This is a genomic window from Microbacterium sp. Bi128 (assembly GCF_918698205.1).
The window spans coordinates 1-1,419 of the sequence record NZ_CAKKMM010001312.1; the positions used below are offsets into that span (position 1 = coordinate 1).

The 1,419-nt window shown below is 58.8% G+C and carries 2 protein-coding genes; both read left to right on the forward strand.

Annotated elements, in window-relative coordinates; all coding sequences use genetic code 11:
• The first annotated feature begins 206 nt into the window (after window positions 1-206).
• Window positions 207-470, forward strand: a complete 264-nt coding sequence (locus LQV45_RS32315; RefSeq protein WP_230011619.1) for a helix-turn-helix transcriptional regulator — start codon at window positions 207-209, stop codon at window positions 468-470.
• Window positions 470-1,419, forward strand: a 950-nt coding sequence (locus tag LQV45_RS32320; RefSeq protein WP_230011621.1) for a DNA methyltransferase, incomplete at its 3' end; no start/stop codon positions are given. The genes LQV45_RS32315 and LQV45_RS32320, both read left to right, overlap by 1 nt.

Here is a 1,419-nt window from a genome sequence, read left to right on the forward strand (position 1 = left end):
TGGTCGGTCAGCCACCAGCCTCGACATCTGTCACGGCGGCAACGCCACACAGCACGCGGCTACCCGGACTTGCCTTTGGCGCGGCGTTGGAGCTTTCCCTGCGGTAGCTGTCCCCGGCCATATGAGGCGAAAGTCTCAAGCGGCGGGGCCAAATGCGTGGCGTGTCGATTTCGAGGAGCACTCGATCAGCTCATAGCATAGGAGCTGTGCACATCCTTCAAGGCAAAGCCCCGGAATCGCCCCCGGAATGCGGTCCAACTCCCTCTGAAATCGCTGCGATGGTTCGTCTGAATCGCGAGAAAGCGGGGCTGACCCAGCATCAGCTTGCGACTCGCATGGGGTCTACTCAGTCGATTGTTGCCCGCTGGGAAAGTGGAGAGCACGAAATTACCATGGCCAATCTAACCAGGATTGCTTACGCTCTGGGCGTTGTTTTCGTTGTTCGCTTCGGCGCGAAGGGCGGCAAGTAATGAGCGGCTCTGTAACGGAGCCGTATAGGCGGGAAATCGTCGGTGCGAAGGGTTCAATCTTCTACAGGGCGCATAGCTACCATACGAAGGTTCCGCCCGAGGGGATTGTTCCTGTCATCGAGCACTACACCAAACCCGGTGACACGGTGTTGGACCCGTTTTGCGGTTCCGGGATGACGGGCGTGGCATCCTTGCTGACGGGTCGCAAGGGGTTGCTGTCAGATTTATCCCCCGCCGCCGTTCACATTGCTTCTGGGTATACGACGCCGAACGATCCTGTGTCGCTAGCGGATTCAGCACGTACTTTGTTGGCTGGCCTGGCGGACCTGGAGCAGGAGCTTTACGGTACAAAGTGTTCCCGCTGTGAGGGCGATGCTCGCATTGAATACACCGTCTGGTCCGATACGGTTGTCTGCCCCGGCTGCAGCCACGATGTCCTCTTTTGGGATGCCGCGCGACAGCCAGACGGAACGATTTCAAAAAACCTAGTTTGTCCGCATTGCTCCTCTGGTTTCCGTAAAGGGGACGCCGAAATACTTCCCGGCGCTCCGGTACTGGTCTCAGTCGCGTGTTTGAGTTGCCGAAGCCGTGAACAGCGGCCACTTACAGCGACAGAGATGGCCATTGCTCATTTTCCTCATCGCGCCGATATCACTGATTGGTATCCCACCGCGCCATTGGAAAGCTGGCGCGAGATGTGGCGCGGGCAGCACGGGAAGATGGGCATCGCCACCGCTGCTGACTTTTTCACCGGGCGCAACCTGCGCGCGTTGGCCGCGGTATGGAAGCTATCCGGTACTTCTCCGGAAAGGCTCGGGCTGCGGTTCGCTACGACTGCCATCGTGAACCGCGCATCCCGCCGGTACCAGTGGAATCCCAAGCGGCCCACGAACGTACTCTCGGGCACCCTTTACATCGCGTCCATGACTTATGAGTTCAATGTCTTCTC